The organism is Lysinibacillus sp. NPDC086135 (assembly GCF_044746345.1).
Lineage (GTDB): Bacteria > Bacillota > Bacilli > Bacillales_A > Planococcaceae > Lysinibacillus.
In genome coordinates this window covers 30,436-55,101 of record NZ_JBIVCA010000012.1, presented here as the reverse complement: position 1 = coordinate 55,101, position 24,666 = coordinate 30,436, and the positions used below count along the sequence as shown (strand labels likewise).

Annotated in this window: 27 protein-coding genes; 22 read left to right on the top strand and 5 right to left on the bottom strand. The window is 37.9% G+C overall.

The features are described from left to right. Positions 1-315: 315 nt before the first annotated feature. Positions 316-963 carry a VTT domain-containing protein gene (locus ACIPKN_RS16180; RefSeq protein ID WP_255505182.1) on the top strand — a complete coding sequence of 216 codons (648 nt, stop codon included), beginning with the start codon at positions 316-318 and terminating at the stop codon, positions 961-963. Positions 964-1,021: 58 nt separating this feature from the next. Here ACIPKN_RS16180 and ACIPKN_RS16175 read toward each other — a convergent pair whose 3' ends face one another. From ACIPKN_RS16175 to ACIPKN_RS16160, 4 genes are read right to left on the bottom strand one after another with little or no spacing between them, the layout of a single operon-like run. Further along, complete coding sequence (locus tag ACIPKN_RS16175; RefSeq protein WP_142509265.1) at positions 1,022-1,720, bottom strand: hypothetical protein; 699 nt, start codon at positions 1,718-1,720, stop codon at positions 1,022-1,024. Then, on the bottom strand, positions 1,717-2,445 hold the full coding sequence (locus tag ACIPKN_RS16170; RefSeq protein ID WP_400937809.1) for a hypothetical protein: 729 nt from the start codon (positions 2,443-2,445) through the stop codon (positions 1,717-1,719). The genes ACIPKN_RS16175 and ACIPKN_RS16170 overlap by 4 nt, the downstream gene beginning before the upstream one ends. Then, on the bottom strand, positions 2,429-3,322 hold the full coding sequence (locus ACIPKN_RS16165; RefSeq protein ID WP_400937806.1) for an ATP-binding cassette domain-containing protein: 894 nt from the start codon (positions 3,320-3,322) through the stop codon (positions 2,429-2,431). Before ACIPKN_RS16165 ends, ACIPKN_RS16170 begins: the two co-directional genes overlap by 17 nt. Further along, the gene (locus ACIPKN_RS16160) at positions 3,319-3,693 is read right to left on the bottom strand and encodes a GntR family transcriptional regulator (RefSeq protein WP_132362042.1); all 375 of its coding nucleotides are present in this window, start codon (positions 3,691-3,693) and stop codon (positions 3,319-3,321) included. Before ACIPKN_RS16160 ends, ACIPKN_RS16165 begins: the two co-directional genes overlap by 4 nt. Before the next feature lie 406 nt (positions 3,694-4,099). Between ACIPKN_RS16160 and ACIPKN_RS16155 the strand changes: the two genes are divergently transcribed. The 21 genes from ACIPKN_RS16155 (at position 4,100) to ACIPKN_RS16055 (ending at position 24,314) form a co-directional block, all read left to right on the top strand. After that, positions 4,100-5,329, top strand: a complete 1,230-nt coding sequence (locus tag ACIPKN_RS16155) for an EAL and HDOD domain-containing protein (RefSeq protein ID WP_400937802.1) — start codon at positions 4,100-4,102, stop codon at positions 5,327-5,329. A gap of 452 nt (positions 5,330-5,781) precedes the next feature. Then, complete coding sequence (locus ACIPKN_RS16150) at positions 5,782-6,630, top strand: YitT family protein (RefSeq protein ID WP_142509269.1); 849 nt, start codon at positions 5,782-5,784, stop codon at positions 6,628-6,630. Positions 6,631-6,681: 51 nt separating this feature from the next. After that, entirely contained in the window at positions 6,682-7,002 is a 321-nt protein-coding gene (cccB, locus tag ACIPKN_RS16145; RefSeq protein WP_400937800.1) for a cytochrome c551, read from the top strand. Positions 7,003-7,201: 199 nt separating this feature from the next. After that, positions 7,202-8,137 carry an HPr(Ser) kinase/phosphatase gene (gene hprK, locus ACIPKN_RS16140; RefSeq protein ID WP_400937797.1) on the top strand — a complete coding sequence of 312 codons (936 nt, stop codon included), beginning with the start codon at positions 7,202-7,204 and terminating at the stop codon, positions 8,135-8,137. Between the two features lie 316 nt (positions 8,138-8,453). After that, complete coding sequence (gene lgt, locus ACIPKN_RS16135; protein WP_142509272.1) at positions 8,454-9,275, top strand: prolipoprotein diacylglyceryl transferase; 822 nt, start codon at positions 8,454-8,456, stop codon at positions 9,273-9,275. 12 nt (positions 9,276-9,287) lie between these two features. Then, a complete protein-coding gene (gene ppaX, locus ACIPKN_RS16130; RefSeq protein ID WP_142509273.1) occupies positions 9,288-9,929 on the top strand; it encodes a pyrophosphatase PpaX in 642 nt (213 codons plus the stop codon). A gap of 4 nt (positions 9,930-9,933) precedes the next feature. Further along, positions 9,934-10,476 carry an acyltransferase gene (locus ACIPKN_RS16125; protein WP_400937794.1) on the top strand — a complete coding sequence of 181 codons (543 nt, stop codon included), beginning with the start codon at positions 9,934-9,936 and terminating at the stop codon, positions 10,474-10,476. 987 nt (positions 10,477-11,463) lie between these two features. Further along, positions 11,464-12,636 carry an ATP phosphoribosyltransferase regulatory subunit gene (locus tag ACIPKN_RS16120; protein WP_400937791.1) on the top strand — a complete coding sequence of 391 codons (1,173 nt, stop codon included), beginning with the start codon at positions 11,464-11,466 and terminating at the stop codon, positions 12,634-12,636. After that, positions 12,629-13,252, top strand: a complete 624-nt coding sequence (gene hisG / locus ACIPKN_RS16115; RefSeq protein WP_142509275.1) for an ATP phosphoribosyltransferase — start codon at positions 12,629-12,631, stop codon at positions 13,250-13,252. Before ACIPKN_RS16120 ends, hisG begins: the two co-directional genes overlap by 8 nt. A 54-nt stretch (positions 13,253-13,306) precedes the next feature. After that, the gene (gene hisD, locus ACIPKN_RS16110) at positions 13,307-14,581 is read left to right on the top strand and encodes a histidinol dehydrogenase (protein ID WP_400937787.1); all 1,275 of its coding nucleotides are present in this window, start codon (positions 13,307-13,309) and stop codon (positions 14,579-14,581) included. 4 nt (positions 14,582-14,585) lie between these two features. Further along, positions 14,586-15,185: an imidazoleglycerol-phosphate dehydratase HisB gene (gene hisB, locus ACIPKN_RS16105; protein WP_100544051.1), complete on the top strand. Its 600-nt coding sequence runs from the start codon at positions 14,586-14,588 to the stop codon at positions 15,183-15,185. Next, positions 15,182-15,814, top strand: a complete 633-nt coding sequence (gene hisH, locus ACIPKN_RS16100; protein WP_400937785.1) for an imidazole glycerol phosphate synthase subunit HisH — start codon at positions 15,182-15,184, stop codon at positions 15,812-15,814. The genes hisB and hisH overlap by 4 nt, the downstream gene beginning before the upstream one ends. Further along, entirely contained in the window at positions 15,808-16,569 is a 762-nt protein-coding gene (gene hisF, locus ACIPKN_RS16095) for an imidazole glycerol phosphate synthase subunit HisF (protein WP_400937783.1), read from the top strand. The genes hisH and hisF overlap by 7 nt, the downstream gene beginning before the upstream one ends. After that, a complete protein-coding gene (hisIE, locus tag ACIPKN_RS16090; RefSeq protein ID WP_400937780.1) occupies positions 16,566-17,183 on the top strand; it encodes a bifunctional phosphoribosyl-AMP cyclohydrolase/phosphoribosyl-ATP diphosphatase HisIE in 618 nt (205 codons plus the stop codon). Before hisF ends, hisIE begins: the two co-directional genes overlap by 4 nt. 90 nt (positions 17,184-17,273) lie before the next feature. Beyond that, positions 17,274-18,797 carry a tetratricopeptide repeat protein gene (locus tag ACIPKN_RS16085; RefSeq protein ID WP_400937777.1) on the top strand — a complete coding sequence of 508 codons (1,524 nt, stop codon included), beginning with the start codon at positions 17,274-17,276 and terminating at the stop codon, positions 18,795-18,797. A gap of 99 nt (positions 18,798-18,896) precedes the next feature. Further along, a complete protein-coding gene (trxB, locus tag ACIPKN_RS16080) occupies positions 18,897-19,841 on the top strand; it encodes a thioredoxin-disulfide reductase (protein ID WP_400937775.1) in 945 nt (314 codons plus the stop codon). 728 nt (positions 19,842-20,569) lie between these two features. Beyond that, positions 20,570-21,037 carry an 8-oxo-dGTP diphosphatase gene (locus ACIPKN_RS16075; RefSeq protein ID WP_400937773.1) on the top strand — a complete coding sequence of 156 codons (468 nt, stop codon included), beginning with the start codon at positions 20,570-20,572 and terminating at the stop codon, positions 21,035-21,037. A 9-nt stretch (positions 21,038-21,046) separates the two neighbouring features. Further along, positions 21,047-21,940 carry an RNase adapter RapZ gene (rapZ, locus tag ACIPKN_RS16070; protein WP_370083598.1) on the top strand — a complete coding sequence of 298 codons (894 nt, stop codon included), beginning with the start codon at positions 21,047-21,049 and terminating at the stop codon, positions 21,938-21,940. A gap of 4 nt (positions 21,941-21,944) precedes the next feature. Beyond that, entirely contained in the window at positions 21,945-22,928 is a 984-nt protein-coding gene (locus tag ACIPKN_RS16065) for a gluconeogenesis factor YvcK family protein (protein WP_400937770.1), read from the top strand. 65 nt (positions 22,929-22,993) lie between these two features. Beyond that, positions 22,994-23,941, top strand: a complete 948-nt coding sequence (whiA, locus tag ACIPKN_RS16060) for a DNA-binding protein WhiA (protein WP_400937767.1) — start codon at positions 22,994-22,996, stop codon at positions 23,939-23,941. A 115-nt stretch (positions 23,942-24,056) separates the two neighbouring features. Beyond that, positions 24,057-24,314: an HPr family phosphocarrier protein gene (locus ACIPKN_RS16055; RefSeq protein WP_053485816.1), complete on the top strand. Its 258-nt coding sequence runs from the start codon at positions 24,057-24,059 to the stop codon at positions 24,312-24,314. A gap of 165 nt (positions 24,315-24,479) precedes the next feature. On the opposite strand, the gene ACIPKN_RS16050 is transcribed toward ACIPKN_RS16055, so the two are convergent. After that, positions 24,480-24,666, bottom strand: a 187-nt coding sequence (locus tag ACIPKN_RS16050) for a hypothetical protein (RefSeq protein WP_400937764.1), incomplete at its 5' end; no start/stop codon positions are given.

Genomic DNA, 24,666 nt, shown 5'->3' with positions numbered 1-24,666 from the left:
TAAACGTTTGCATAGAATGTGAGATATTAGCTAGTGTTCCTCTAGTGAGGGACGCGGAACACCCACTGATTGAACCTTCACTTTAGGCCAATATTACAGCAATGTAAAAAAGCGTGGCCACTTATTTAAATAAGTTGAGTGTATATGTCTGTAAGTGATAAAATCAAACTTGTGAAATCTACATACTTTTTAAAGGCTTGTCATATAGTGAGGGAGAAGTAACATCAATAACTGTAAAGAAGAATGGAACCTTTGGTGTCTAGCTACGTCAAAGCCTTTAGAAAATTTAATTGAAAGAGAGCATACGGAAAAATGATAGAACTCATCAAGGAGTTAATTAGTTTTATTATGCATATTGATGTGCATTTAGAGGAGATCATTCGTAAGTTTGGTAATTTGAGTTATTTCGTTCTATTTGCAATTGTTTTTGTTGAAACAGGTGTCGTAATTTTCCCATTCCTGCCAGGTGATTCATTGCTTTTTGCAAGTGGAACATTAGCAGCAGCAATGGGCGCATTTAATATGTGGATATTAATTCCTGTGTTTTTAGCGGCTGCCATTTTAGGGGATACGATGAACTATCATATTGGTCATAAAGTAGGGACATCCATTCCACAAAAGAGCTTCCTTGGTAGAGTCGTAAAAAAAGAACGTATGGAAGCAGCAGAAAAGTTCTTTAATAAACACGGTGGAAAAACGATTGTCATCGCGCGTTTTATGCCTTTTATCCGTACATTCATACCATTTGTTGCAGGGGCTAGTAAAATGAAGTATGGCTACTTCATTATGTATAATATTTTAGGTGCAGTGTTATGGGTATTCAGCTGTACATTACTAGGTTATTTCTTTGGTAATATTCCAATTATTAAAGATAACTTCTCAACGGTTCTTATATTAATTATCTTAATTTCAGTTGTACCAGCCGTTATTGGTGCTATTAAATCAAAAACAAGTAGAAAATAAAACAAGGACAGTCTAAAGGTGAAAAAAATCACTGCGGACTGTCCTTGTTTTTTACTATCTAAAAAAGACCTTGGGAGTCTTCCAGAACTGTACTTCGTGGAATGTCGATAACGATGACATTTGGATTGGAATAGCTCATTACATATGATTCACGTTCTAGCTCACGATTCATATCTAAAATACCTAATGTTGCTTTTATACGAAAATAATTTACTTGTTGTCTAGAGAGAGATTCAATAAATAGCTGGTTTTGTGCCACGTATATGTTAGGTAACGGTACTTCGTCTGAAAGATCAATACCTTCTATAATGACAGGAAGTTGATAATAGGTAACAAGAGCTTTCCCAGATTCCATATTGTCATTATAGCGCACTCGAATAGTAACGCTTGAACCACTGTCACCTTCATTTACAACAACAGGTAATGTATCTCCTTTATATCTTAGCTCCCACGTTTTCTTTTTGTATTCCTCCGTTAAATAAGAAGAATCGTTTTCTTGATCGTACTTTTGTATTTGATCTGATTTTTTCTCAACTTGTTTAATTTCAGAAGGAGAAAGTATTGGTATTTTTGATTCTGAAAAAAAACTAATATAAATGAAGGCAGTAAGTCCAAGTACGATATAGCTAGTAATGCCAATTATAATACGCTTAGGGGTCCAAATATTTTTAGCTTTTTTCCCTAATTTACTTAGTAGTATATAAATAGCAATTACCAGTAGTATTGTAGTAAAAAAGAATAGTGTAGTCGCCGTCATTTGCGAGTCACCTCCGATTTATCAGCAATCCAAATAGTGAGGCTAAAGCATAGTAGAGCCATAAGCAAATAAAGAACACTAATCATAAGATTGGATAACATTATTAATGACCTAAGATTTATCAACTCTGGTGACATGAAAAATAATATAAAGCCAAGCAGCAGAAAAGTAGATACAAGTATTTTTATCACTACTGGCCCCTTGAAGCTGGTGCCTAATAGTAAGCCGATTGCGCCAAATAAACAGAGGCTACTGAAACATAATAGTAATATTGATGGTGAAATAAATAGATCTTCTATTATAAAGGATTTTTTCTCCACTAATAAAATTCCGAATACTTGTAAATAGTAAGTAGAAATCATAATGATGACCGCAATAAAACTGTAAATAATCATGACAAATATATTGGCAATAGCGCTAGATGTTCGACTAGAAATAATGGATAAGTCATCAATACGATACGCTTTTGTTGTAAAGAGAAGTGCTACAATAAATGCCCAAATTGCTGTAACAATAAGAAATGTATCGAGTGAGTAATTAGAAAAATGAACAGTTAAATTTTCTCCTCCATGACCAGAAGACCCACTCCCCGAGCTAGATGTTAAAAGCCCAAAAATGATTTGTACAATAACTAAGGAACTAAGGGCAGAAATATATAATTTTGCTTTCCATTTCACTTGTTTTTTAACAATGGTTTTCAGTGAAATATTAGTCAAAGATTGCATCAATATCACTTCCTTTTTTACTTGTTAAATACTTGCACACTTCACTTGCTGTAAGGGATGATACCGTGATGCCTTTTGCTCGAAGTATTTCTTCTGAGACGAATGGATTACTAGCATCTATTATTGCTGAGGTCATCCCTGCCATAATCTTTTGAGCGTATACTTCCGTCTCAGAGAGCAGATCTGCAAGTGCATCGCTTGGTCCACTAAGTGATATAAGCTGTTCCTTAAATTCATCCAATGGTGCGTGGGCAATGACAGAGCCTTCATCTATTAATATAATTTCTTCTAAAATAGATTCCATCTCTTGCAAATGGTGACTAGTAATTAAAAATGTTCGTGGAAAGGCTAGGTATTCCTTTAAAATCGCTCTGTAAAAATCTGTACGAATCACTTCGTCCATGCCATTCATCGGTTCGTCTAAAATAGTCAGTGCACAGCGGCTTACTAATCCGTAAACAAGGTTAAAGGTTGCTAATTGACCTTTAGATAGTTGCTGATGTTTTGCTGTGAGATCTATACCCGCATAATCGAGCATGCGATAAGCTAACTCATTTTGCCAATTAGGATAAAAATCAGCCCCCATCTTCAGAATATCCTCGAGCGACAAGTAATCAGAGAAGCTTAATCGATCATCGATAAAAATCATATTGGCAGCAGTTTGAATATTATTAAAGGGATTTTCATTAAACACTTTGCATGATCCAGTTGTAGGCTTTAGATAGCCAGCAAAAATATTAAGTAATGTCGACTTACCAGCACCGTTGCGACCAATAATGCCGATAATTTTCTCTGCATCAATAGCGCAGGTTACGCGCTGTAGTGCATTACGGCGTCCAAAGCTTTTAGATAGCTCCTCACATTGAATAATATTCATTCCAATCCCTCCTGTGTTTTTCGAATAAGCACTAGCAATTCTTCATCAGATACAAGTAAACGTTTTGCCTCTAATACGATCTCTTGTGCCATTTTCGTCAATATTTCGTTTCGACGTTTCAATAAAATTCGTTCCTTTGCATCCGTAGCGACAAACATACCTAACCCCCGTTTTTTATATAAAAGTTGCTCTTCAAGTAAAATTGTCAGCCCTTTACCAGCTGTAGCAGGATTTATATTGAATAATTCAGCTAGCTGGTATTGTGAATAGACCTTCGCGTCTGTCTGTAATCGATCGGCGATGATTTCATGCTGTAGCCATTCAGCAATTTGAATATAAATCGGTGTTGTACCATCTAGATGAACGTGCATCGAAAAACCCCCTTTCATTCCTATGTAACATAGTGCATTAGTGTTGTAATGTACTGTATATTGAAAACCGGAAAATGTCAATATGAAATGAAATTTTTGACAAAAATGTTTAGGAAGGATTAAGTGAAATTGAAAAAGATCTCTCTGGAAAAGGAATACATGAAATATGAGTAGTTAGGAGTTTTAGGTAATGATTTTTAGGGGCTAATCACCGAAAGTTGGGATTAAAGAGCATTTGAGTGAAGTGTCCTTGGGATAGCGTCATAAAAGTGATAAAATATTTTCTTGTATAGAATGTTAATTAATGTTAGGCGACTTTTAGACAGTTACTTGAATGATAAGCAGAGAGTAATGAAAGGTGCTATAATATTTATTACTAGAATATGAAGAAATGGGGGGCGACGAAATGGAAGTATTTATCGGCAGACAGCCTATTTTTAATCTTCATGAACAAGTCGTTGCGTATGAATTATTATATCGTAGCAAAAACGTAAATGCTTTTCCGATAGTCGATCCAGATGCTGCAACAATCGATGTACTAGTAAACTCATTTCTTTCAATTGGCATTGAAGAGGTAACAAAAGGTAAACCTAGTTTTGTTAATTTTACAGAAAACTTACTTATGAGTTCCTTAAATGAATTTTTAAATCCATCGCAAGTTGTTATTGAGATTTTAGAGAATGTCCCTATTACAACTCAGTTAGTCGAGAGAGTTATTGAGCTAAAATCATATGGGTTTAATATTGCATTAGATGATTTTATTTTGGATGATAAGGTACAAGTTTATGATGAGTTATTTCCTTATATCGATTTTATAAAAGTTGATTTTTTAGTATCACCGTTATTGGAGCGCATGGAAATTGAAAATAAAGTGAAAGAAAATTTCCCTCACATAAAACTACTGGCTGAGAAGGTTGAAACACGTAATCAATTTGAAGTGGCAAAGCATTCTGGCTATGAATTATTTCAAGGCTATTTTTTTGAACAACCTCAAATCATTACAGCTACCGATATACCTGCTAATACTATTCAATATTTATATATTATTACGCTATTAAAAGAAGAGGAACCGAATATACAATTATTAGCTGATAATATCGAGCGTGATATTTCTTTAACGTATAAATTATTGCAAATGGTTAATAAATCAGAGCTACGGTCTAAATCCAAGGTACGTTCGATAAAACAAGCAATTATATTACTCGGCGTTTCAAATTTACAAAAGTGGATTTATTTATTGGCAATGCGAGAAATTGATAGAAATGCTGAAAATGATCTTTTTAAAGAAGTCATGCGTACTTCTTTATTTAGAGCAAAAGTTTGTGAGAAATTAGCCAAGCTTTCCTATAAGAAAAACTTCTCTGAATATTTTTTAGTCGGGATGTTTTCGTTGATAGACACTTTGTTGCAAAGACCGCTGAATGTTATTTTACAGCAGTTACCTTTTTCAGAAGAAATAACAGAAACGATTTTAGGTAATCAAACTGAAATGACACCTTATCTGGAATTCAGTATAGCGTTAGGTAAGTTAGATTGGTCTACTTTAGAAAATTTAGCTCCTCAGCTCAATATGAATTTCACAAATATTGATCTTTTATACAATGAAGCAATGGAGTGGGCAGAAAAATCTTTATAAAACAAGGATTTGTTATCTTCAATGTCCTGTAGTGGAATTTGCAGTTAAGTATATATTTTAGTGAAAAGTCAAAAATAAGCTATCTTAAAATTCTATTTAAGGTAGCTTATTTTTTATGTTTTATACATTATTGGGCTCATCATTTATAGTAGGGGATGACATTTGTTAAAACTTATGCCTTGTGTATAGTTGATTGGAGTAGAGACTGGGAGATTTCTTGGGGTCAGATAACACCGCGAGTGAAGCGGCGCATTAGACACCCCCAGGAAGCTTTGCTCTGCGCGACAGCAGCGAATTGCCCTGTCGGAATGGAAATCAACCACACGTTATGGTGATGAACTAAAATATAAAATTACATGTTTCCTTCATCAAGACGAAGTTCTCAATGCGAATACTATTTGCTATAATCATCTCGTATTTAAAAGATTCTGATAGTTGAAGTGGGTGGGGAAATGAGTCAAATTCGTGGTGTAAGGGAAAGCATTGTAGAGTATATGTACGTTATAGTAGGAGCAGCAATTATTGCTATTGGCTTCAATGTATTTTTACTGCCAAATCAAGTAGCTTCTGGCGGAGTAAGTGGGATTAGTACAATTTTACACGGTTTATTTGGTTGGAATCCAGGCTTTATACAATATGCATTCAATATTCCATTATTTATAGCAGGTGTAGTAGTACTTGGGAAAAAATTTGGAATCAAATCGTTTATTGGAACAATAACATTACCGTTTATTGTATTACTAACGAACAGTTGGGGACCATGGACGGATAATCCTTTACTCGGTGCACTTTTTGGGGGTATTGTGGTCGGTTTAGGAATAGGACTTGTCTTTAAGGGGAATGCTTCTACTGGTGGCACTGATTTACTAGCACAAATAATTACAAAGTATACCGGCATATCGCTTGGTACAAGTGTACTTTTAATTGATGGGATTATCGCGATTAGTGCAGCAATTGTTTTTGACTTAGAGAAAGGTTTGTATGCCCTGATTGGACTTTATGTCACTACAAAAACGATTGATATTATTCAGCTCGGCTTAAGTCAGTCTAAAATGGTTTATATTATTACGATGAAACAAGATGAAGTACGTGATGCCATTTATGCCGAGATTGATCGGGGAGTGACAAAGTTGCCTGCTATAGGTGGCTATACAAGGGAAGCACGACCAGTGCTCATGGTTGTTGTTTACCAAACAGAATTCACAAAGCTGAAACAACTCATTAAAAACGTTGACCCATCAGCGTTTGTTATCGTTTCTGATGCTTATGAGGTGTTAGGAGAAGGTTTCAAACGTGCATAATTTTGGTATAATGTCGGAGAAAGATATTATTTACTTTTAGGAGGGGCCCTAATGAAAAAGGCAATGTTAACTTTAGCGATTGGTTCAGCAATCTTCTTAGCTGCTTGTGGCGGAGGTAAAACAACTTCAACTGAAGGTTCAAAAACTGCTACTCCAAATGGCGAAACAATTGCTATGAAATCTTGTATCTCTTGCCATGGTAGCGAGCTACAAGGCCAAAATAATGCACCAAAAATTAGCGATGTAGGCTCTCGTTTAACAGAAAAAGAAATTTTAAATGTTATTGAAAATGGTAAAGGTACAATGCCTCCTGGTGTTATTAAAGGTGCCGATGCAGAAGCAGTTGCCAAATGGTTAGCTACTCAAAAATAAAACAAAATGAAACTAGCGGGCTGGAGAACCGCTAGTTTTTTATATTTTGTAGATTTTTTAGTCAGGGCAGACAGAGTGTAAATACATTTCTTTTATACATAGACATGCTAAAATAAGGTGAAACTGCAATCATTAGGCTGATTGCTAGTTAACTTAGGACAAAACATATTCAATTCCTTTGAATGGAGGCTACTAAACATTGGTCGTAGTATTAACAAGAGACGTTATGGAGAAATTTAAGTTAGAACTATTAGCTGGTGAGGAAGGAATAGGAAGAACGATTGTTACTAGTGATATTTCAAGACCTGGGCTCGAGATGGCGGGCTATTTTACGCATTATCCTGCCAATCGAGTGCAATTGCTAGGAAAAACAGAACTATCCTTTTTTGAAATGCTGCCTTCAGATGTGAAACTGGAGCGCATGCATTTATTGTGCTCGCAGGATACACCAGCTATTATTATTTCTCGTGATTTAGAGGTACCTAAGGAACTTATACAGGCGTCTAATGAAAAACATGTACCTGTATTTAAAACGCATATGACAACAACGAAATTTTCGAGTAGGCTAACTAACTATTTAGAAGGTCGCTTAGCACCAATGACTGCTGCTCACGGAGTTTTAGTTGATATATACGGCATCGGTGTGCTAATTATCGGAAAAAGTGGTGTAGGGAAAAGTGAAACAGCACTGGAGCTTGTCAAGAAGGGGCACCGCTTAGTAGCTGATGATTGTGTAGAGATCCGTCAGGAATCAGAGAATTTTTTAATTGGGAGTCCACCTCCTCTTTTAGAACATTTACTCGAAATTCGAGGCATTGGTATTATCGATATTATGACACTCTTTGGAGCAAGTGCGGTACGACCGTACAAACGTATCACATTAGTTATCGAATTAGAAATATGGGATCCAGAAAAAGTATATGATCGTCTAGGTTTAGAGGAAGAAAAAATGAAAATCATTGATACGGAATTAACAAAGTTAACGATTCCTGTAAGACCTGGGCGTAACGTGTCTGTTATTATTGAAGTAGCAGCAATGAACTATCGTTTGAAAAAGATGGGTGTTAATGCAGCCGAGGAGTTTTCTAGACGATTAGATGAAGTAATCTCATCAACAGATGAATTGGACGACTAATCGTTTTTAACTTTTTCCAGCGAGTGTTTTTTGTACCGAAAGCGCAGCGACAGGTACAGAAGTTTTCGACCTTATAGGTAGTGAGATGAATGCGAGTTACTTTTCAGTGGGTGTACAAATATCATGCTGAAATAGAGGAACGAACTTCACATCCTGTGAAAACGCCTAAGTGACCAACATCGTGTTGGCCTAAGCCTCCGGCGGATGTCACGGAAATCGGAAAGTTCTTTGTACAAGCACAAAGTCGATTCCGGACGCAATTATGCCGAGGCATTAGAATTTTTTTGCAAATGTAATGAATTGAGAGGAGTATAAGATGGACTTGTTATTATTAGAAATTAATCCGATTGCTTTCCATTTAGGACCTATCCCTGTTCGTTGGTATGGGTTACTAATCGTATCGGGTATTATTTTAGCTTATATTGTAGGACAAAGAGAGGCTGTGAAGAGAGGCTTACCCGAGGATTTTCTTGCGGACTTATTACTATGGGCTGTTCCTATATCCATAATTTGTGCACGTATTTACTATGTTACGATGCGTTGGGATTATTATAGTGAAAACCCTGGGAAAATTATTGAAATTTGGAATGGTGGTATCGCTATTCACGGTGCTCTTATTGGTGCCTTTTTGACAGCTTACATATTCACTCGTAGAAGAAATATTAGCTTTTTACAAGTAGCGGATATTGCGGCACCGAGTATTTTAATTGGGCAAATAATTGGCCGATGGGGAAATTTTATGAACCAGGAAGCTTATGGTGGTCCAGTATCACGTGGATTTTTAGAACATCTAATGCTACCGGATTGGATTATTAATCAAATGTATGTTGAAGAATTAGGGACATATGTACATCCTACTTTTTTATATGAATCCGTCTGGAACTTTATTGGGCTCATTATTTTATTAGTTTTACGCAAAGTAAATTTAAATCGTGGGGAAATATTCTTCGGCTATTTAATTTGGTATTCAATCGGTCGCTTCTATATAGAAGGTATGCGTACAGATAGTCTATATTTAGTAGGAGATTTACGCTCTGCTCAGATTGTTTCAATCATAGGTATTGTAGTAGGGCTTGGCGCGATTATTTACCGTCGTATAAAAGTAAAACCTGCAGTAAAGTATTTAGATCATAAATAAGGGGTGCAAAGCATGACTGTAAAGGCATTACTATTTGATTTTGATGGTACATTACTAAATACAAATGATTTAATCATTCAAACATTTATGCATGTTTTAAACGAGCGATTTCCCGGGCAATATTCGCCAAAAGATTGCCTGAAATTCCTCGGGCCATCCTTGAAACAGACATTTTCTGACATTGCTCCTGGTGAAGAGGAAGCAATGATTACTAAATATCGTGAATATAATGAATTACATCACGATGAGCTTGTCACTCAATATCCTGAAGTTGTATCTACTTTAGAGCAATTAAAGGCTATGGGCATCAAGTTAGCGATTGTATCTACAAAACGTAATAAGATGATAGATCGGGGTCTATCTGTACTAGGTGCAAGTCATTTATTTGACATCCGTATTGGCACGGATGATGTGAAAAATGTAAAGCCTGACCCAGAACCAGTTTTGCTTGCGCTTGAACGTCTTGGTGTAAACAAAGAAGATGCCATTATGATTGGCGACAATTCTCATGATATTGTGGCCGGGCACAACGCTGGAGTTAGAGCAGCTGGTGTCGCATGGGCTTTTAAAGGTGAGGAATACTTACAGCAATTCAAGCCGGAATATATGTTGCATCATATGACGGATTTATTTGAAATTGTGAAAGCGGGGTAAGTAAATGGCACGTAAAACAGAACGCTACCGTGTCAAAGGAGCAAACTCGCTTTGGAATATTTATGATACGGTGTCCTTTTGGAAAGTGATGAAGTGTTTCGTTGTCATTCAAATTGGACGCTTCACACCATTTTTACGTGTGAAAAACTGGCTGTATCGATCTTTTTTAAAGATGGAGATTGGTGACCAAACTTCCATAGCTTTAATGGTGATGCCAGATACAATGTTTCCAGAACGTATTCATATCGGTGATAATACCGTTATAGGCTTCAGTACGACTATTTTGGCGCATGAATATTTAATAGAGGAATATCGCCTTGGAGATGTTCATATTGGCAATGAAGTGATGGTTGGCGCCAATTCAACGATACTACCAGGTGTTACGATAGGTGACGGTGCGATTGTGTCAGCTGCAACCCTTGTGCATAAGGATGTGCCAGCTGGCTGTCTAGCAGGCGGTAATCCTATGCAAATAATTTATACAGCTGAACAAATGGCGGAGCGCAAACGCAATGAAGTAGTGGAATGGTGCACGCCGAAAAAATAATAACATCTAAACTGTGCATGCTTTACTGTGCACAGTTTTTTTGTTGAAAACAATTGTAATAATGAAATTTAAGTAGGACTCTCCGGCAAAAAGAGGGGTTGAATTTCCGTTCCGACTGGGCGCTTTATCGCTGCCGCTTCGCTTTCGCACAGATAAAACATTTGTCGCTGCCGCTTCCTTTCGCGCAGATAAAACATTTGTCGCTGCCGCTTCCTTTCGCGCAGATAAAACATTTGTCGCTGCCGCTTCGCTTTCGCGCAGATAAAACATTTGTCGCTGCCGCTTCGCTTTCGCACAGAGCAAAGCTTCCTGAGGGCGTCCTTTTAGTTTATCGGAACACTTTTAGAATTTATCACCCAACTTTTGAATTTTATCGACTAACTTTCACGTTTTATCACTCAACTTCTAAATTTTATCGACATCCGTCTTTTACTTTATTATGTCGTTAAGTTCACTCAAATCAACCTACCATAAAAATACCAATGTACATTTTTGCTAGTCTAATCATGTCTACTTTCGCTGACTAACTACGTTTCTATACAAGTGCGTGAATAATTACAACTTGACACGGAGCCTTTACTCGCATGATTTGCTAGCCTAGAACCCAGTTATATCAATGGCTGGTTAACCGAACGAGGGTATCATGCTCGCCACTCCCTGTATACTTGGTTATTTATTTCAACGTTTATACCAACTTTTTAGTTTTATTGCCCAACTTCTAAATTTTATCAACATCCACCTCCCGAAGAGCAAAAAAGATTTTTTGTCTAAAGGTTTACAAGTTTAAAGAGAGAAAAACTTGCTCTGCTGAATACGTTTCAATTTATTTATTTTCGAGTATAATTAACAGAATAATCAGTATTGAAATTATTCGATAATTCAAACGGAGTTGCATTGACTAGCAAGAAGAAATAAGTTAGAATTCTTTCATAATCTAATTCTCTAATACTCTAGTGAATTAAAGTGAAACGTGAGGAAGTGTCAAAATTGTCGTCGATTAAAATGTTTGAAAAACCACTTGGAATGCGCGATACATTTCCGCAAATTTTTGAAAAGGTAGAGGCTGTAAGAAATACAGGGCGAGAGTTTTTATGCAGAAGAGGCTATGAATTTATTAAAACACCTGCAGTAGAGTATTTTGATACAGTCGGCAAAGCATCAGCGATAGCCAATGCGCAATTATTTAAATTAGTAGATGGCCAGGGCAACACGTTAGTACTACGACCTGATATGACAACACCGATTGCACGAGTAGCAACATCAAAATTATTAAAAGAGATGATTCCCTTACGCCTTGCTTATTTTGCTAGTGTCTTTCGCGCACAGGAAGCGGAAGGTGGACGCCCAGCAGAATTTGATCAGATGGGGATTGAGTTAATTGGAGACAATTCCGTATATGCCGATGCTGAGGTTATTGTGACAGCAATGGAGTTATTAAAGCAATTGGGATTAACGAAATTTAAAGTGACGATCGGACATGCTGGTATATTAAATTGCATTTTACAAGATTATACAGAAAGTATTGAACAACAAAATATACTTCGGACGCTACTTGTACAACGCAATTACGTAGGGTTTGAAGACGCAGTAGAATCATTTGATTTACCTAAAACAAAATCCGATGCATTATTGCAATTTATTGAAGAAGCAATGCATTTAAAAGAAATTCAAGATATTGAAAAATATGTGCGAAAAAATGACGCATTAGAATATATGCAACAGCTCGCTAAGCTACTTGAAATGGCAAACTTGGCGGATTATGTAGCCTTTGATTTTACACTTTCTAGTCACATGAGTTATTACACAGGCATGTTATTTGAAGTGTTTGCAACCGGCAGTGGTTTTCCATTAGGCAATGGGGGACGCTATGACGGATTGCTGGAGGTATTTGGCTCAAAAGTAGGTGCTACAGGATTTAGTATTCGTGTTGACCGCCTATTAGAAACAATTGATGCGCAATCTCATGAACGACAAGAAGCTACAGTCGTGCTATTTGAGGAAGAACAATTTGAAGCGGCTCTTACCAAGGTACAGACGCTACGTGTACCCGGTAAACAGGTTACCTTACAGTTAAGGAGTAGCCTTGTCGATGAAGAAGCTTTTTTAGCACACTTTACAGAAGTAGTTGTGGTGGGACAGGAGGACGTTGACGGTGAATGAATTAACGATTGCTATGCCGAAGGGACGCATTTTTGACGAGGCATATCAGATGCTTTTAGAAGCTGGCTTTAATTTACCAGAAGAAGTCGAAATGTCTCGTAAATTAATGCTTGAGATTCCAGAAGAGAAAATACGTTTTATATTAGCAAAGCCGATGGATGTTCCTGTTTATGTTGAGCACGGTGTAGCTGACATTGGTATTGCCGGGAAGGATGTTTTGTTAGAACAGCAACGAGAAGTGCATGAATTGCTGGATTTAAAAATAAGTACTTGTTATATCGCATCAGCAGGCTTACCTGATACGACGATGAATGAAATTGCACCAAGAATAGCGACGAAATATCCTAATATTGCAATGAAATATTATAAGGGTATTGGAGAGCAGGTTGAAATTATTGAGCTAAATGGATCGATTGAATTGGCGCCTATGATTGGCTTGGCAGATCGAATTGTTGATATTGTTTCAACGGGCCGGACATTGAAAGAAAATGGCTTAGTGAAGTATGAATTTATTACAGACGTATCATCACGATTAATTGCCAACCCAGTAAGCTATCGCATGAAGAGCGATCGTATTATCGATCTCGTGAAACGTTTGAAAAAATGCGTTAAATAAAAATGTCTACTGTCTGAAAGAGGCACATCCCTAGATTTAAAGGAGATTAATCCTATGAAAATAGTAAAGCTAGAAAAAGGTATTTCCTTAAAACGACCACTGGAAGGTGGAAATGAAGAACAGTTAAAGGTTGTACGTCAAGTATTGAAAGATGTTCGTGCACAAGGTGATGCAGCCATACGTTTTTATACAGAAAAATGGGATGGTTTTGCCCCTGACTATTTACGCGTCACGAAGGAAGAGTTAGAAGAGGGCGCTAATACAATTGATCAACAGCTTTATGCTGATTTAACAGAAGCTGCTCAAAACATTCGCCTTTATCACGAGCAGCAAAAACGTTTAGGTTATCGCTTGGAACTTACAGATGGTTCATGGCTTGGACAACGAATTACTGCTCTCGATGCAGTAGGTCTTTATGTTCCTGGTGGTACAGCAGCATACCCTTCTTCTGTCTTGATGAACGTTATCCCTGCACAAGTTGCTGGTGTCCAGCGCATTGTTATAACATCACCAGCAGGTCGCGATGGAAAATTACCTCCAGGTGTGCTTGCTGCAGCGCATATTTTAGGAGTAGAAGAAATATACAAAATCGGTGGAGCTCAGGCGATTGCAGCTCTTGCGTATGGTACAGAGACAATTTCTCCAGTTGATAAAATTACGGGCCCAGGAAATATTTTTGTAGCATTAGCAAAACGTGAAGTGTTTGGTGAGGTAGCAATTGACATGATTGCAGGCCCAAGTGAAATTGCCGTGTTAGCAGACGACACAGCATTTGCTGATGAAATCGCGGCCGATCTTTTATCACAAGCTGAACACGATAAATTAGCTTGTGCCATTTTAGTAACGACTTCTGAACAATTGGCTATAAAAGTAGCTGATGAAGTGGAGAAGCAATTAACGACTTTACCGCGTGAAGAGGTAGCACGTGCATCTATAGAAAACTTCGGTGTCATTTATGTGGCTGAAACAATGGTAGATGCCGTAGATGCCATTAATTCGCTAGCGCCTGAGCATTTAGAAATTGTCACAAAAAATGCTGAGGCTGTAGCTGAGCAAGTACGACATGCAGGGGGTATTTTCATTGGCCGTTATAGCTCTGAACCAGTTGGTGATTACTTTGCAGGGACAAATCATGTGCTGCCAACGAATAGTACTGCACGCTTTGCAAGCGGCTTAAACGTCGATGATTTTGTGAAAAAATCGAGCGTCGTCTTTTATAGTGAAAAAACTTGGGCAGAAAACGCACCGAAAATTGCACGTCTAGCACGTATGGAAGGCTTAGAGGGTCATGCGCGTGCAGTGGAATCGCGTGGTTGGGAAAAGGGGTAATACAATGACTGAAAAGAAACGATATGCAAAAGTTGAACGTACAACAAATGAAACTCAAATTTCTGTAGCTATCGATTTAGATGGTGAAGGGAAGGCAAATATTAAAACGGGTGTTGGCTTTATGGATCACATGCTTGACCTATTTATTAAACATGGGCTTTTTGATGGGACGATAGAAGCGAATGGTGATACATATATAGACGATCATCATACAACAGAAGATCTAGGAATTGTATTAGGCCAAGCTATTCGTGAAGCGCTCGGAGATAAAAAAGGAATAAAGCGTTACGGCACAGCATTTGTGCCAATGGATGATGCACTTGCACAGGTCGTTGTAGATTGCTCGAATCGTCCACACTTAGAATATCGTGTGCCACAGTTGAAGGAAAAGGTCGGTAGCTTCGATACTGAATTAGTACATGAATTTTTGTGGAAGTTTGCACTTGAGGCACGGATGAATGTTCATGTGATCGTACCTTATGGCCATAATACCCATCATATTATCGAAGCTATTTTTAAAGCGTTAGCACGTGCCATTGACGCAGCAGTGGAAATTGATCCACGTGTTAAAGGTGTACCATCGACTAAGGGGCTGTTAACGTGAAAATTGGTGTTATTGATTATGGAATGGGAAATTTATTTAGCGTTGAACAAGCATTAAAACGACTTGGCTGTGAGGTTGTTGTGACGGCTAACGAGACAGTGCTAGATGCAACAGATGCACTGTTACTTCCTGGTGTTGGAGCGTTTCCAGATGCCATTAAACGTTTAGCTGAAACGAATTTAGATCAATATTTACACAAGGTGAAAGCAGAAAATCGACCACTTCTCGGAATATGCTTAGGCATGCAATTGTTATTTGAACAAAGTGAAGAAGTGTCTCCGACGAAGGGGCTGGGCTTTTTTAAAGGAAGCATTAAACGATTTACTGGTGACAAAGCTGCACAGAAGTATCGAGTGCCGCATATGGGATGGAATGAGCTCGTAGTGACAAAGCATCCTTCTTGGTTAAATGGTGAAGTAACGGCAAAGCATGTTTATTTTGTGCACTCATTTTATGCAACTGATATCGATGAAACGGAGCTTGTCGCTTATGCGGATTATCATGGTATTAAAGTTCCTGGCATTGTGGCAAATGGCTCTATTACGGGCATGCAGTTCCATCCTGAAAAGTCAGGTGAACTAGGTGTGCATTTATTAGAGCAATGGTTGAAGGGGGTGGCATCATGTTAACAAAGCGCATTATTCCATGTCTTGATGTGAAAGAGGGACGTGTTGTAAAAGGTGTACAGTTTGTGTCATTACGTGATGCGGGTAACCCAGTTGAACTTGCTAAGTTTTATGATGAGCAAGGGGCAGATGAGCTTGTGTTTCTAGATATTTCGGCATCACATGAAGGTCGTGAAACAATGGTGGATGTCGTACGACAAACTGCAGCTACATTAGCTATTCCATTCACAGTAGGTGGTGGAATTCGAACGTTAGATGATATGAAACGTATTTTACGTGCAGGTGCCGATAAAGTATCAGTGAATACTTCTGCTTTAGAGCGTCCAGAGCTTATTAAAGAAGGTTCTGACTTTTTTGGCGCACAATGTATTGTTGTAGCTATTGATGCCCGCTATAGCGAAGAAGATGCCACGTGGATGGTTTATACGCATGGGGGCCGAAACAAAACAACATGGCGAGCAACTGAATGGGCGAAGGAAGCGGTTCGCTTAGGTGCAGGTGAAATTTTATTAACGAGTATGAATCAGGACGGTGAGAAATCCGGTTTTGATTTAGCGTTAACAAAAGCTGTGAGAGAGGCTGTGACAGTTCCTGTTATTGCAAGCGGCGGTGCAGGGAATGCCGAACATTTTTACGAGGTATTAGCTGAAGGTATCGATGCAGATGCAGCACTTGCAGCATCCATCTTCCATTATAAAGAAACGAGCGTAGCACAAGTAAAAGAATACTTACGTGAAAAAGGAGTGACAGTGAGATGATTGACAGCATTAAATTTGATGAAAAAGGTCTTGTCACTGCGGTTGTACAAGATGCTAATACAAAAGAAGTACTAACTGTAGCGTATATGAATAAAGAATCTCTAGAAAAAACGCTTGAATCGGGAGAAACATGGTTCTTCTCACGTTCACGTCAAGAGCTCTGGCACAAAGGGGCAACGAGTGGTCATACGCAAAAAGTTGTATCTATCAAGGCGGACTGTGATGGTGACGCATTAATTGTGGAAGTAATTCCTGCTGGACCGGCTTGTCATAATGAAACAACTTCTTGCTTTACGGAGATTATTCAGCACAATGCCAAGGTCGGATCTGTTGAGATTATTTCTAAACTCGTAAAGGTCATTGAAAAGCGTGAGCAAGAAATGCCAGAAGGGACGTATACTACATATTTGTTCGATAAAGGAATCGATAAAATTTGTAAAAAAGTTGGAGAAGAAGCAACTGAAGTTGTCATAGGTGCAAAAAATCGCGATGCAGAAGAAGTGAAGTGGGAGGCCGCCGATTTAATTTATCACTTACTAGTATTACTGCAAGAGCAAAAAGTAAGTATTTATGACGTGTTACATGTGTTAGAAAAACGTCACGAGGAGAAATAACGGCATATTGCTTATTGTATGTTATAATAGAAGTTACTGTGTAAAGGAACGTATAATACGTTCCTTATTTCTTGTTTCGGAGGAAATATTTTGGAAAAGAAACGTCAAAAAGAGAATCAAACGAATATAGTGTCGTTCATTCCAACAGGCGACTATTATTATAAAAAATCAATTCAAGCAATGAATAGCGGACAAATGAATAAAGCCTATAAATATTTACAGCGAGCAGTTGATTTAAGCCCTGATGATCCGATGATTTTATTACAATTAGCGATAATAGAGTTAGAGGGTCAACGTTTCGAGGAAGCGTATGATCTACTTCGTCGTGCCTATCAAATAGATAAAGACAATCCAGAAATTATTTTTTACATGGCAGAGGTTTCAGGATGTATCGGCATCCTACATGATGCTAAGCGCTTTGCAGAGCAATATTTACAAATAGAGCCAGAAGGTGCCTATGCAGATGAAGCTGCTGAAATATTAGAGTTTGTTGATTTTGAGCAGGATGATTTTGAGGAGCTTGAAGGTTCAGCTGAAGATTTATATCGTCAAGAACAGGCGAGACGTTGTATGGAAAAGGGAGATTTCCCTGAAGCTATTAAAATGCTAGAAGACTTAATTGAAGATAGACCAGATTTTTGGTCAGCTTATAATAACTTAGCCCTTGCCTATTTTTATGTAGGTGAAGCAGAACAAGCGAAAGCTCTGCTAAACACTGTATTACGTGAAAATAAAGGGAATTTACATGCACTATGTAATTTAACGGTTATCGCATACTATGAAAAAAATGAAGAAGATTTAAAGGGTCTTTTAGAAATACTTGTGAAAATTCAACCATACTTATGGGAACATCGCTACAAACTGGGTGCAACATTAGCGCTCGTTGGACAATATGATTTAGCATTTAAATGGTTGCGTAGCATGCAGAAAAGAGGCTATGTAGGCGATGCTGGCTTTTACTTTTGGTTATCACATGCCGCTTATTTCTCAGGACATGAAGAAATTTCAAAGAGTATATGGGAGCAGCTACTTGAGCTAGATCCCGATAAAGAAGGCTTTGAACCTTGGCGTCAAGAAGAAAGCGATTATTCACTTGATGCATTAGAACATGACCGTGATTATATTGTAGAAAAGCTAGAGAGCGAATATACAAGTGAACGCATATTTGGTTTGTTTTTATTAAGCTGTACAGCACATAAACAGGAAATTATTGCGCATCCAAAATGGATAGATGTTGACCAATTTAACGCGTATGAAAAGCTATTCCTCGCCTATGCATTAGGACATCAATTTGATATGAAAAACAAAGTAGAGGCTAGCTTTATACGAGCAGTTAGTGTGCCAGAAATTTTACTAGAACAGTATGAAAAGTTAACGACATTAATTGCACCAATGTTCCAAATGTGGTTTGTACTTTGTGAGCAAGCATTGATGAACAATTATCGTTTTACAAATCCAGCAGCTATTGCAGGAGCAAATGATTATTTATTTCGTTCTTCCCGAATGCTTAAAGTTACAAAAAAAGAAATCGCTCAGCAATACGGAGTGTCAGTGTCAACTTTGTCGAAGTATATTGAAGAGATTTTAATGTTTTTACCAGACACTCATAATTAGACGTGAGCAACATAGTTGAATAACTTTTTACTTTCACATACGATGAACATACTAACATTATTATAAAAAAGTAAAAAATCTGTTTAGGGGGAAGTATTTATGTCAGAAGAAAAAATTTATGATGTAGTAATAATTGGTGCAGGTCCTGCTGGGATGACTGCTGCTGTTTACACATCACGTGCCAACCTTTCAACTTTAATGATTGAACGTGGGATCCCTGGCGGACAAATGGCAAATACAGAAGAAGTAGAAAACTATCCTGGGTTTGATACAATACTAGGGCCTGAGCTATCTACAAAAATGTTCGATCATGCTAAGAAATTCGGTGCAGAGTATGCATATGGCGACGTAACTGAAATTATTGATGGTGAGGAATATAAAACAATAAAATCAGGTACTAAAGAATATAAAACGCGAGCAATTATTCTCTCTACAGGTGCCGAGTATAAAAAAATGGGCGTGCCTGGCGAAAAAGAACTTGGAGGCCGTGGTGTCAGCTATTGTGCAGTATGTGATGGTGCATTCTTCAAGCAAAAAAATCTTGTTGTCGTAGGTGGCGGGGATTCTGCTGTTGAAGAAGGCGTTTATTTAACTCGCTTCGCTGATAAAGTAACAATTGTGCACCGACGTGATAAATTACGTGCACAAAAAATTCTCCAAGATCGTGCCTTTGCTAATGAAAAAATTGATTTCATTTGGAATGCAACAGTGAAAGAAATTAATGAGGCTAACGGTAAAGTTGGAAGTGTAACATTACAATCAACTGTAGATGGTACAGAATCTGATTTTGCTACTGATGGCGTATTCGTATATATTGGTATGCTTCCGTTAACAAAACTATTTGAGTCTCTAGGTATTTTAAATGATGCTGGTTATATTTTGACAAATGATAATATGGAAACGACAGTACCAGGTATTTTCGCAGCTGGAGATGTACGTGAAAAATCACTTCGTCAAATCGTTACAGCGACAGGGGACGGAAGTATTGCAGCACAAGCAGTACAGCACTATGTGGAAGAATTATTAGAAAAAATTAATGCTTAAAATGGATCATTGATAAGGGCAGTCTCCTCCCAAAATGGGTGTGCAGTCAAGTGAATATTTTAGTAGAATGCCCAAGATCAGGTTCATCACCAAAAGTTATGGATGACTTTTGTTAAAACGTCTACTATGTAAATAGTTGATTGGAGTGGAGACTGGGCGAATCCTCGGGGATCAGCAATAGAGGAACGAAGGCTAAAAGCATCACATCCTGTGATAACGCCTTCGTGACCAACATCGTGTTGGCCCGAGACCCTGCAGCGCAGCGGATGTTTTCTGTGCGAAAGCGTAGCGTTAATGTAGCGGCAGCAAATGTTTTGACTGTGCGAAAGCGAAGCGTCAGCTACAAAGCGCCCAGTCGGAACGAAAAACAACCACACGTTTTGGTGATGATCCCAAGATCAATATTTTGAGGAAAAAAATACAATTTTAATACGCTCTTAATATAGTTGTAACTTGAATGACATATAAAAGGTGTAATATATATATTGTAATTAGCAATCCCCCTTTTATTTTGTTGAGTAGGTTGTTTCCACCAAATTAGGTGGAGCAGCCTATTTTTGTTGTGAACGGAAATTTTTATGACTGAGTTTCATATGTTTGAGTAAAGGTTAAAAACAGCATCGATGAAGTTACCATTGCAAATGACGTAAAGTTTAGAATTGAGGACAAACCTTGTCTGGTCTTGCTATAATAAAAGGTAGAATGCAAAAGAGATTAGAGGTGTGCCTATGCAAAGAATTGCAAATTTAATAGCCGTAAAAGACGGTCAAGTGTTATTACTTCAGAAGCCGAGACGTGGCTGGTACGTAGCTCCTGGCGGTAAAATGGAGAGCGGTGAATCGATTTATGAGGCTGCAGTACGCGAGTTTAAAGAAGAAACAAATGTCACACCAATAAATGCTCATTTAAAGGGTGTTTATACAATGGTTATTAAAGAAAATAATGAGGTAGTGGACGAATGGATGCTTTATACATTTGTTGCAAAGGATGTAGAAGGAGTACCGTTTAAAGAAACTAGAGAAGGCGAACTTGCATGGCACCCAGTAGAGGATTTGAAACATTTGCCAATGGCTGAAGGTGATCGAACAAACTTACAATTTGCTATCTCACAATCAGGCATTCAGTACGGTACATTTGAATACACAACTGATTTTGAATTACTGCATGAGAAAATACAAATATCAATCGAACAATAAAGGAGCTGCATGACAGTGGTGGTTGAAGGACCAAAAGGTACACATGAATTGGTTATTATTACAGGAATGTCTGGAGCTGGGAAAACAGTAGCTATTCAAAGCTTTGAGGATTTAGGGTATTACTGTATTGATAATTTACCACCAGCGTTACTCACAACATTTTTAACCTTGCTAAGGGATTCGGGTAAAAATATTACACGTATAGCAGCTGTCATGGATATGCGTGGTGGCGACTTTTTTGATTCCCTTATCGGCGCTCTCGACCATATTCTTAAAGAAGGTGACATCGTTGCACGAATTTTATTTTTAGATGCAGATGATGCAGCTTTAGTTAGACGTTATAAAGAGACAAGACGTGCACATCCATTGGCTGTAAATGGTTTACCATTAGATGGCATTAAACAAGAACGTAAGCTTTTATCCGAAGTAAAAGGTCGCGCTAAATTTGTCTATAATACATCTAATATGAAGCCTAAAGAGCTACGAGAAAAAATCGCTAAAGAATTTGCCAGCGATGCTGATAATATTTTCTCGGTAAATATCATGTCTTTCGGATTTAAACATGGTATGCCGATAGATGCCGACTTAGTATTTGATGTCCGCTTTTTGAAAAATCCATATTATGTAGAAGAGTTACGCCATAAAACAGGTTTACAAACTGAGGTATCTTCTTATGTTCTGGCACTTGAAGATACGCAAACACTTATTCAAAAACTAACGGATTTGTTTGAATTTATGATTCCGCTCTATAGACAAGAGGGCAAATCACAACTTGTCATTGCCTTTGGATGTACTGGAGGACAGCATCGTTCAGTAACATTAGCAGAGTATTTTGGGGCATATTTAGCCGGAAAGGAAAACACTGTTATTACACATCGTGACATCAATCGTAGAAAGGATTGAGTGAATGGGAAAGAAGCGAACAAAGCTTGTTGTAATTGGTGGTGGTACGGGGCTTTCTACGTTACTACGAGGGCTCAAGCACCACCCATTTGATATTACTGCAATTGTGACAGTAGCAGATGATGGTGGTTCTTCAGGACGTTTACGAGATGACTATGATATTCCACCACCTGGTGATGTCCGTAATGTGATCGCGGCGTTATCGGATGTTGAGCCGCTTGTAGAGCAAATGTTTCAATACCGATTTTCTGCATCAGAAGATTTACGTGGGCATTCATTAGGTAATTTAATGCTGACTGCTTTAACAGATATTACTGGGGATTTTAACCATGCTATTAGCGAAATGGGAAAGGTTTTAAAGGTCCATGGTCGCGTCATACCAGCTGCCAACAAAAAGATAAACTTACATGCTGAGCTTGAGGACGGTTCAATCATTGAAGGGGAATCTAAAATTCCAAAGGCAAAAAAACGAATTAGTCGAGTTTTTTTAGTGCCTGAAAATGTGAAACCGTTACCAGAGGCTATTCGAGCAATATATCGTGCTGACTATATTTTAATTGGTCCAGGAAGTTTATATACAAGCATAATTCCAAACCTCCTTGTAAAAGGAATAGGAGAAGCTGTTGTAAAGGCTAAAGGAAGAAAAATTTATGTTTGTAATTTAATGACTCAAAAAGGTGAAACCATTTCATATACAGCAGGTGATCATGTTAAAGCTATATATAAACATGTTGGAGACTCCTTCATTGATTCTATATTAGTAAATGATGTAAAACTCCCTCATCCTGTAAAAGAGCTTTATAAGGAAGAGTGTGCTGAGCCAGTAACATTCGACGTTGCAAAGCTTGAAAGCATGGGATTAGAGGTTATTAAACGGGATATTGCCACGATTCGCCCAGATGGGACGGTGCGTCATAATGCTACAAACGTTGCGAAATGGCTTGTAGATTACGCAAATATCTATGAACAAGAAGTTAGTGAATCATAAAGCGCTTATTGTATATGATAAGATGAACATATACATAGAACAAAAAGTTGAAAGGAGGGCGTGATATGTCTTTTGCTTCTGAAACGAAAAAAGAGTTAACTCAAATAGAAGCGGACAATCATTGTATGAAAGCAGAAGTATCTGCCCTAATTCGTATGAATGGTTCATTATCCTTTGCTAATAAACAGTTAAGCTTAGACGTACAAACTGAAAACGCTGCAATCGCAAGAAGACTTTATACGATTATGAAGAAGCTGTATCCGTATAATGTAGAGTTACTTGTTAGAAAAAAAATGCGTTTGAAAAAAAATAACGTATACATTTGCCGCGTAAGAGAAGGTGCGCGTGAGCTACTGATTGATTTAGAAATCATCTCAGACGACTTTCAATTTAATCATACTATTTCTCGGAAGCTCATTAAAAAGAATGGTCAAAAAAGAGCATACTTACGGGGTGCATTTTTAGCTGGTGGCTCTGTCAACAATCCAGAAACATCCGCCTACCATTTAGAAATTTATTCATTATATAAAGAGCACGGCGAGGCTTTAATGGATTTAATGAATGAATTTGAGCTAAATGCAAAAACAATTGAACGAAAAAAAGGCTTTGTAACTTATTTAAAAGAAGCGGAAAAAATTTCAGATTTCCTTAACATTGCTGGAGCGCATCAAGCAATGATGAAATTCGAAGACGTCCGTATATTGCGAGACATGAGAAATAGTGTCAATCGCATAGTCAACTGTGAAACAGCGAACTTGAATAAAACAATAGGCGCAGCATTACGTCAAGTAGAAAATATCCGATTTATTGAAAATTCAATAGGTCTAGATCAATTGCCAGAAAAACTACGTGAAATTGCACGATTACGCGTAGAATACCAAGACGTCACACTAAAAGAACTTGGTGAAATGGTATCAAGTGGAACGGTTAGTAAATCCGGTGTCAATCATCGATTACGGAAAATAGATGAAATAGCCGATGCATTAAGAAGCGGAGAAAAAATTGGTGGTTAAATTTTCATACTTTTCAGGTATGAATGTGAAAAGCCTAATCGCGTATTGTTCTTTTGCTAGTAAGTAAGGTAAGATAAAAATAATAGATGAACGGTAGTAAAGGGGAGTTTTAAGAATGACCGAGAGAAGAGTCCATGTAAAATTAAAATTAGGACTACAAGCTAGACAAGCAGCACTATTTGTACAAGAAGCAAATCGTTTTAGCGCAGATATCTTTCTGGAAAAAGACGAGAAAAAAGTAAATGCTAAATCCATTATGGGTGTTATGAGCTTAGCGATTGCAAAAGGAACAGAGGTTGTACTTAGTGGCGATGGCAACGATGCTGAGCAAGCGGTTACAGCATTAGCAGCACTAATCGAAAAAGAAGATTAAAAAACTATGATGCAAAAACTGTCCAAACAGTAAAACTTACATGTTGGACAGTTTTTTTTGCGCTTTTGCACAGAAAGTAGAGCTAAAGCTTTACGGAAATAAAAGGATGCGATAGAAAGAATAGTAAAAGAGGTGGAGAGAAAAGGCTACGACGGAAAGAAGAGTCTAAGCGGCGGAAAGAAAGGGCGAAGCGACGGAAAGAAGAGCCAAAGCGACGGAAAGAAAGGCTGAAGCGACGGAAAGAAAGGTCTGCGGCGGAAAGAAGAGCCAAAGCGACGGAAAGAAAGGCTGAAGCGACGGAAAGAAAGGTCTGCGGCGGAAAGAAGAGTCAGAGCGACGGAAAGAAAGGCTG

Bases quoted from the DNA above. Each gene is read 5' to 3' on its own strand.
- ACIPKN_RS16175 (WP_142509265.1), bottom strand. From the start codon at position 1,720: ATGACGGCGACTACACTATTCTTTTTTACTACAATACTACTGGTAATT.
- ACIPKN_RS16170 (WP_400937809.1), bottom strand. From the start codon at position 2,445: ATGCAATCTTTGACTAATATTTCACTGAAAACCATTGTTAAAAAACAA.
- ACIPKN_RS16165 (WP_400937806.1), bottom strand. From the start codon at position 3,322: ATGAATATTATTCAATGTGAGGAGCTATCTAAAAGCTTTGGACGCCGT.
- ACIPKN_RS16160 (WP_132362042.1), bottom strand. From the start codon at position 3,693: ATGCACGTTCATCTAGATGGTACAACACCGATTTATATTCAAATTGCT.
- ACIPKN_RS16155 (WP_400937802.1), top strand. From the start codon at position 4,100: ATGGAAGTATTTATCGGCAGACAGCCTATTTTTAATCTTCATGAACAA.
- ACIPKN_RS16150 (WP_142509269.1), top strand. From the start codon at position 5,782: ATGAGTCAAATTCGTGGTGTAAGGGAAAGCATTGTAGAGTATATGTAC.
- cccB (WP_400937800.1), top strand. From the start codon at position 6,682: ATGAAAAAGGCAATGTTAACTTTAGCGATTGGTTCAGCAATCTTCTTA.
- lgt (WP_142509272.1), top strand. From the start codon at position 8,454: ATGGACTTGTTATTATTAGAAATTAATCCGATTGCTTTCCATTTAGGA.
- ppaX (WP_142509273.1), top strand. From the start codon at position 9,288: ATGACTGTAAAGGCATTACTATTTGATTTTGATGGTACATTACTAAAT.
- ACIPKN_RS16125 (WP_400937794.1), top strand. From the start codon at position 9,934: ATGGCACGTAAAACAGAACGCTACCGTGTCAAAGGAGCAAACTCGCTT.
- hisD (WP_400937787.1), top strand. From the start codon at position 13,307: ATGAAAATAGTAAAGCTAGAAAAAGGTATTTCCTTAAAACGACCACTG.
- hisB (WP_100544051.1), top strand. From the start codon at position 14,586: ATGACTGAAAAGAAACGATATGCAAAAGTTGAACGTACAACAAATGAA.
- hisF (WP_400937783.1), top strand. From the start codon at position 15,808: ATGTTAACAAAGCGCATTATTCCATGTCTTGATGTGAAAGAGGGACGT.
- hisIE (WP_400937780.1), top strand. From the start codon at position 16,566: ATGATTGACAGCATTAAATTTGATGAAAAAGGTCTTGTCACTGCGGTT.
- trxB (WP_400937775.1), top strand. From the start codon at position 18,897: ATGTCAGAAGAAAAAATTTATGATGTAGTAATAATTGGTGCAGGTCCT.
- ACIPKN_RS16075 (WP_400937773.1), top strand. From the start codon at position 20,570: ATGCAAAGAATTGCAAATTTAATAGCCGTAAAAGACGGTCAAGTGTTA.
- rapZ (WP_370083598.1), top strand. From the start codon at position 21,047: ATGACAGTGGTGGTTGAAGGACCAAAAGGTACACATGAATTGGTTATT.
- ACIPKN_RS16065 (WP_400937770.1), top strand. From the start codon at position 21,945: ATGGGAAAGAAGCGAACAAAGCTTGTTGTAATTGGTGGTGGTACGGGG.
- whiA (WP_400937767.1), top strand. From the start codon at position 22,994: ATGTCTTTTGCTTCTGAAACGAAAAAAGAGTTAACTCAAATAGAAGCG.
- ACIPKN_RS16055 (WP_053485816.1), top strand. From the start codon at position 24,057: ATGACCGAGAGAAGAGTCCATGTAAAATTAAAATTAGGACTACAAGCT.